This is a genomic window from Alicycliphilus sp. T452 (genome assembly GCF_054512775.1).
In genome coordinates this window covers 127,371-133,828 of record NZ_JBTNEH010000011.1, presented here as the reverse complement: position 1 = coordinate 133,828, position 6,458 = coordinate 127,371, and the positions used below count along the sequence as shown (strand labels likewise).

Below are 6,458 nucleotides of genomic sequence, written 5' to 3'. Positions count from 1 at the left end.
CCCCCCCCCCCCCCCCCCCCCCCCCCCCCCCCCCCCCCCCCCCCCCCCCCCCCCCCCCCCCCCCCCCCACAATATTATACACAAAAATGCAAACATCGCCATCATGTGGCTCGCAAAGGCTGCCGCGCTGGGGCACCCCATCGCACAGCATCAGATGGAGCAGTTGCGCGAGGGGCGCAAATAAGGCGCGCATGCTTTGGCATGACAAATTCATGCCAAAACAGCATCCACCCCTTTGCAGTCAAGTGGAATTAGCTATTAAATAAAGAGCATCCATCAAGCTCTTTCCCGGCCGGCGGGGCCGCTCCTTCAACCGCGGCGCAGGCGTTAACCGTCCGCTCTTCCCCTGAGAAAGAAACAGCCGGCCGGCACCGCGCTTTCAGGCGCCCGGCCAATCGAGCCGGATGCTGCAGCCCGCGCCGGGCCGGGCCGTGGCGCCGATGGTGGCGCCGTGGCGGCTGGCGATCGCCCGGCACAGCGCCAGCCCTGCGCCCACGCCTTCGAAGTCGGCCTCGCGGTGCATGCGCTGGAACACGCCGAACAGTTGCTGGGCGCGCTCGTCGTCGAAACCCGCGCCGTTGTCCTGCACGGTGATCTGCACGCGGCCGCCCTGCAGCGGCCCGGCGTGCACCTGGATGCGCGGCTGCGCCACGCCGCGCGTGAACTTGAGGGCATTGGAGAGCAGTTGGCCGAGCAGCTGGGCCAGTTGCTCGGCGTCGGCCTGCACGGGGGGCATGGCGGTGGCGATGTCCCACTGCGCGCCCTCTCCGGCGGCGCCCAGCGCGGTGCGTGCCTGCCGTACGGCGGCGTTCAAGTCCACCGCCTGCAGGCGCAGCGGCGCGCGGCCGGCGCGGGCGATGGCCTGCAGGCCGTCGATCATCAGGGCCATGCGGCGCGCGGAGGCTTCCATGGTGCCCAGGAAGTCCAGCGCCTCGGCCACCTGGGAGGGGCGGTCCGGCAGTTCCTGCAGCAGTTCGCGCACCAGGGCGCCGTAGGAGGTGACGTGGCGCAGCGGAGCGCGCAGGTCGTGCGAGACGGCGCGCAGGAAGGCTTCGTGCGCGGCGGCCATGTCGGCGATCTGCCGGTGCGCGGCGGCCAGTTCGTCCTGCAGTCGGCCCTGCGCGTCGGCCGTGGGCATGTCACCGTGCATTACGTCCCTCCCTGGTCACTTGGCCTGCTTGGCCGGGCGCTTCCAGCCCGCGATGCTGACTTGCTTGCCGCGCGCCACGCTCAGGGCGCCCGGCGGCGTGTCCTTGGTGATGGTGGAGCCGCCGCCCACGGTGCCGCCCGCGCCGATGGTGACGGGCGCCACCAGCACGCAGTTGCTGCCCACGTGCACGTCGGCCTCGATCACGGTGCGGTGCTTGTTGGCGCCGTCGTAGTTGGCGGTGATGCTGCCCGCGCCGTAGTTCACGCGCTCGCCCACCGTGGCGTCGCCCAGGTAGGCCAGGTGGTTGGCCTTGGCGCCGTCGGCCAGCCGGGAGTTCTTGATCTCGACGAAGTTGCCCACATGCACCTCGCGCCCGAGCTGCGCGCCCGGGCGCAGGCGCGCGAAGGGGCCGACCAGGGCGCCCTCGCCCACGCGGGCGCCGGCCTTCTCGCCGTCGATGTGGGTGAAGGGGTGGATCACCGCGCCCGCGCCGATGGCGGCGTTGCCGATGTGGCAGTAGGCGCCGATGCGCGCGCCCTCGCCGATCTCCACGCGGCCGGTGAAGATGCAGCCCACGTCGATCTCCACGTCCTGCCCGCAGACCAGCTGGGCCCTGCCGCCGCGCGCGTCGTCGCGCAGGTCGAAGCGCGCCGGGTCGGCCAGGCGCACGCCCTGTTCCATCAATGCCTGCGCCTGGCGCTGCTGGTGCGCGCGTTCGAGCTCGGCCAGCTGCGCCGGGCTGTTCACGCCGGCCACCTGCAGCGCATCGGTGATGCGGTGCGCCACCACGGGCACACCGTCGGCCACGGCCATGGCGACGATGTCGGTGAGGTAGTACTCGCCCTGGGCGTTGTCGTTGGTCAGGCGCGCCAGCCAGGCGGCGAGCAGGCGCGCGGGCACGGCCATGATGCCGCTGTAGATCTCGCCGATGGCGCGCTCGGCCTCGCTCGCGTCCTTGTGCTCGACGATGCGCAGCACCGTGCCGTCGGCGCCGCGCACGATGCGCCCGTAGCCCGCCGGGTCGGGCAGGCCGACGGTGAGCAGCGCCAGGCGCTCGCCGCTCGACGCCTCGACCAGCGCGCGCAGCGTGGCGGCCTGCGTGAGCGGCACGTCGCCCGAGAGCACGATCACCGTGCCGTCACCCGCCAGCCGCGGCACGGCCTGCTGCACGGCATGGCCCGTGCCCAGCTGCGGTTCCTGGCGCACGCATTGCAGGTCAAAACCGGCCCCAAGGCCTGCCCCGCCTGCGCAAGCAGCTTCCACTTCCGTAGCGCCATGGCCCGTCACCACCACCACGCGGCGCGCCTGCAGGCTGGCCGCCTGGTCCAGCACGTGGTGCAGCAGGGGCCGCCCGGCCAGGCGCTGCAAGACCTTGGGAATGCGGCTTTTCATGCGCGTGCCCTTGCCCGCGGCCATGATGATGATGTCGAGTTGCGTCATTGGGATGGAGATGGATGCGCTTGCGGCGAAAGCGTGGATTATCCGGCTAGCATGTCCGCCATGCCCTCCCCCTCTCACCTGCGCACCCGCCCCGTCGCCGTGGGGCACTGGCGCGCGTTCCTGGCCGTCGCGCGGCACCTGAACTTCCGCGCCGCCGCCGACGAACTGGCCCTCACGCAATCCGCCGTGAGCCGCCAGATCCAGGCGCTGGAGGACGAGGTGGGCGTGCCCCTGTTCCTGCGCCACACGCGCGCGGTGGAACTGACCGGCGCGGGCGTGCAGCTGCACCGCGCCGTGGCGCCCGCGCTCGACCGGCTGGACGCCGCCGTGCGCCAGGTGCGGCAGATGGCCGGGCGGCGCAGCGTCGCCATCGCCACCTGGGCGAGCTTCGCCTCGATGTGGCTGATCCCGCGCATGGAGGAATTCCAGCGCGCGCACCCCGACATCGACATCCGCATCGACACCAGCGACAGCGTGGTCGATCTGGACACCGCCGACGTCGATCTGGCTCTGCGCTGGGCCACGCCCGGCGGCGCCGCGCCGGGGGCCGAACGGCTCTTCGGCGAACAGCTCGCCGTGGTCGCGAGCCCCTGGCTGCTCAAAAGCATGCCGCCCGTGCGCCAGCCGGCCGACGTGGCGCGCTTCGCGCTCATCGAGGCGGGCGACGCGCACCGCCAGCCCTATTTCGACTGGATCACCTGGGGCCGCTGGTTCGAGGCCAACGGCCTGGGCGGCCTGCAGCCGCAGCGCTGGCTGTACCTCAACTACGCGCAGCAGATCGCGCAGGCGGCGCTGGCAGGCCAGGGGCTGGCGCTCGCGCGCATGCCGCTCGTCGCGCAAAGCCTGGCTGCGGGCGATCTGGTGGAAGTGCTGCCCGGCCACCGGCTCGACGCGCCGCTGGCCTACTGGCTGGTGATGGGCCCGCGCAGCGGCGAGCGGCCCGAGGTGCAGGCCTTCCGCGCCTGGCTTCTGCTGCAGGCCGAAGCTACGCGAGCCGCCGTGGGCGAGCCGGATTGACTACGGTTTTGATAGCTTCCAACGCTTGACTGGCAAGCGCTAGAGGCCGATTTTCTATAAATCAGCCCAGCGCCACGCACGCGAACTTGCGCTTGCCCACCTGCACCACGTAGGTGCCCGCGTCGAGCCTGAGGCCCTTGTCGCTCACCACGCCGCCGTCCACGCGCACGCCGCCGCCGTCGATCAGGCGGTTGGCCTCGCTCGTCGATGGCGCGAGGCCGGCCTGCTTGAGCAGGGCGCCGATGCCCAGCGGCGCGCCGGACAGGCTCACCTCGGGAATGTCGTCGGGAATGCCGCCCTTGCTGCGGTTGTTGAAGTCCTGCTCCGCCGCGTCGGCCGCGGCCGCGCTGTGAAAGCGCGCGGTGATCTCCTTGGCCAGCATCACCTTGGCGTCCTTGGGGTTGCGCCCGGCCTCCACCTCCTTCTTCAGCGCGGCGATCTCGGCCAGGCTCTTGAACGACAGCAGGGTGTACCAGTCCCACATCAGCGCGTCCGAGATGCTCAGCACCTTGGCGAACATGGTGTTGGCGTCCTCGGTGATGCCGATGTAGTTGTTCTTGGACTTGGACATCTTGTCCACGCCGTCGAGCCCCACCAGCAGCGGCATGGTGAGCACGCACTGCGGCTCCTGGCCATATTCCTGCTGCAGGTGGCGGCCCATGAGCAGGTTGAACTTCTGGTCCGTGCCACCCAGCTCCAGGTCGGACCTGAGCGCCACCGAGTCGTAGCCCTGCAGGAGCGGATACAGGAACTCGTGCAGGCTGATCGAGCTGCCGTCGGTGAAGCGCTGGTGGAAGTCGTTGCGCTCCATCATGCGCGCCACCGTGTACTTGGCCGACAGCTCGATCATGCCGCGCGCGCCCAGGGCGTCGCTCCACTCGCTGTTGTAGCGGATCTCGGTGCGCGCCGGGTCGAGCACCTTGGCGGCCTGGGTGTAGTAGGTCTCGGCGTTGGCCTTGATCTGCTCGGCCGTGAGCGGCGGGCGCGTGCTGTTGCGCCCCGAGGGGTCGCCGATCAGCGTGGTGAAGTCGCCTATCAGGAAGATCACCTGGTGCCCCAGGTCCTGCAGCTGGCGCATCTTGTTGAGCACCACCGTGTGGCCCAGGTGGATGTCCGGCGCCGTCGGGTCCAGCCCCAGCTTGATGCGCAGCGGCTGGCCCGTGGCCTGCGAGCGCGCCAGCTTCTGCGCCCACTCCTGCCTGGGCAGCAGCTCATCGACGCCGCGCAGGGACACTTCGAGCGCCCGCCCTACCTCATCGGTGACCGGGAATGTTGTAACAGCAGATTGATTCATAAGGGTTTTTTGGGGTGTCACCGAAGCCCCAGGGACTATACTCTCGGGCACTTTCAAGCAGCGGATTCTAGTGGCCCGCCCCTGCCAGGCGCCGACCACCCTCCGCAGCACAACGACATTCCCGGTGCTTCCCGCCCTCGCGCCCTCCCCGGCCCGGGCCTGGAAACACCCATGCCTGGGGTAACACTCTTGAACAACGGCCTGACCACCGCCTGCCTGTTATTGCTCGACCGGCTCAAGCAATCCGTTCAAAAACATCCGAAGCGCATCACCGCCGCCGTGGCGACCCTGCTGCTCACCGGCGGCGGCGGCGCCTTTGCCGTGGCCTCGTTCGCGCCGGACCCGGCCGACCTGCCCGTGACCACCGTGTCCCAGACCGTGCCGTCGCTGGCCGGCGACGAGCAGTTGTCCTCGCTGGTGGACATGCCCCCCTTCGCGCTGTACCGCTCCGACGCCACGCGCAGTTCCGACACGGCCGAAAGCATCCTGCAGCGCCTGGGCGTCGCCGATCCGGCGGCCGCGGCGTTCCTGCGCAGCGACGGCCTGGTGCGCCAGCAGCTGCTGGGCCGCGCGGGCCGGTCGGTCTCGGCCGAAACCACCGACGACCACCGCCTCGTGCGCCTGACGGCGCGCTGGGCGCCGGACGAAGGCAGCCAGTTCCAGCGCCTCGTGGTCGAGCGCAGGGGCGACGACGGCAGCTTCGCCTCGCGCACCGAGACGGCGCCGCTCACCGTGGGCAGCCGGCTCGCTGGCGGCATCATCCGCAGCTCGCTCTTCGCCGCCACCGACGCGGCCAGCATCCCGGACGCCGTGGCCATACAGCTGGCCGAGGTGTTCTCGGGCGACATCGACTTCCGCCGCGCGCTGCGCAAGGAGGACCGCTTCTCGGTGGTCTACGAGACCCTGGAGGCCGACGGCGAGCCGCTGCGCAGCGGCCGCGTGCTGAGCGCCGAATTCCAGAACGGCGGCAAGACCTACAGCGCCATCTGGTTCCAGCCCCCCGGCGCGGGCAAGGGCTCGTACTACACGCTGGACGGGCAGAGCATGCGCCGCGCCTACCTGACCTCTCCGGTCGAGTTCTCGCGCGTCTCCAGCGGCTTCGCCATGCGCCTGCATCCCATCCAGAAGACCTGGCGCGCCCACCTGGGCACCGATTTCGCCGCCCCCACGGGCACGGCCGTGCGCACCGTGGGCGACGGCGTGGTGGACTTCGCCGGCGTGCAGAACGGCTACGGCAACGTGGTCTACGTCAAGCACCGCAACCAGCACGTCACCGTCTACGCCCACCTGAGCCGCATCGACGTGAAGAAGGGCCAGGCCGTGGACCAGGGGCAGAAGATCGGCGCCGTGGGCGCGACGGGCTGGGCCACGGGCCCGCACCTGCATTTCGAGTTCCGCGTCAACGGCGAGCACCGCGACCCCATGACCATCGCCCGCGAAAGCGAGTCCGCCCAGCCCGTGCCAGCCGCCGCACGCCCGGCGTTCAACCGCCTGGCGGCGAACATGCGCGTGCAGCTGTCCTCGGCCGCGCAGATCATGCAGGCCAGCGCCGAATAA

General features: G+C 70.7%; 5 protein-coding genes. 2 read left to right on the top strand and 3 right to left on the bottom strand.

The genetic code is table 11. The features are described 5' to 3' along the window. Nucleotides 1-379: 379 nt before the first annotated feature. The gene (locus tag ACX12L_RS12070) at nucleotides 380-1,150 is read right to left on the bottom strand and encodes a sensor histidine kinase (RefSeq protein ID WP_459262801.1); all 771 of its coding nucleotides are present in this window, start codon (nucleotides 1,148-1,150) and stop codon (nucleotides 380-382) included. 15 nt (nucleotides 1,151-1,165) lie between these two features. Next, nucleotides 1,166-2,590 (bottom strand): bifunctional UDP-N-acetylglucosamine diphosphorylase/glucosamine-1-phosphate N-acetyltransferase GlmU, encoded by a 1,425-nt coding sequence (glmU, locus tag ACX12L_RS12065; RefSeq protein ID WP_459262800.1) that lies wholly within the window; start codon nucleotides 2,588-2,590, stop codon nucleotides 1,166-1,168. 51 nt (nucleotides 2,591-2,641) lie between these two features. Here glmU and ACX12L_RS12060 point away from each other — a divergent pair, with 51 nt between their 5' ends. Further along, entirely contained in the window at nucleotides 2,642-3,607 is a 966-nt protein-coding gene (locus ACX12L_RS12060; protein WP_459262799.1) for a LysR substrate-binding domain-containing protein, read from the top strand. Between the two features lie 61 nt (nucleotides 3,608-3,668). On the opposite strand, the gene tyrS is transcribed toward ACX12L_RS12060, so the two are convergent. Next, a complete protein-coding gene (gene tyrS, locus ACX12L_RS12055) occupies nucleotides 3,669-4,901 on the bottom strand; it encodes a tyrosine--tRNA ligase (protein ID WP_459262798.1) in 1,233 nt (410 codons plus the stop codon). A gap of 189 nt (nucleotides 4,902-5,090) precedes the next feature. Between tyrS and ACX12L_RS12050 the strand changes: the two genes are divergently transcribed. Continuing rightward, complete coding sequence (locus ACX12L_RS12050) at nucleotides 5,091-6,458, top strand: peptidoglycan DD-metalloendopeptidase family protein (protein WP_459262805.1); 1,368 nt, start codon at nucleotides 5,091-5,093, stop codon at nucleotides 6,456-6,458.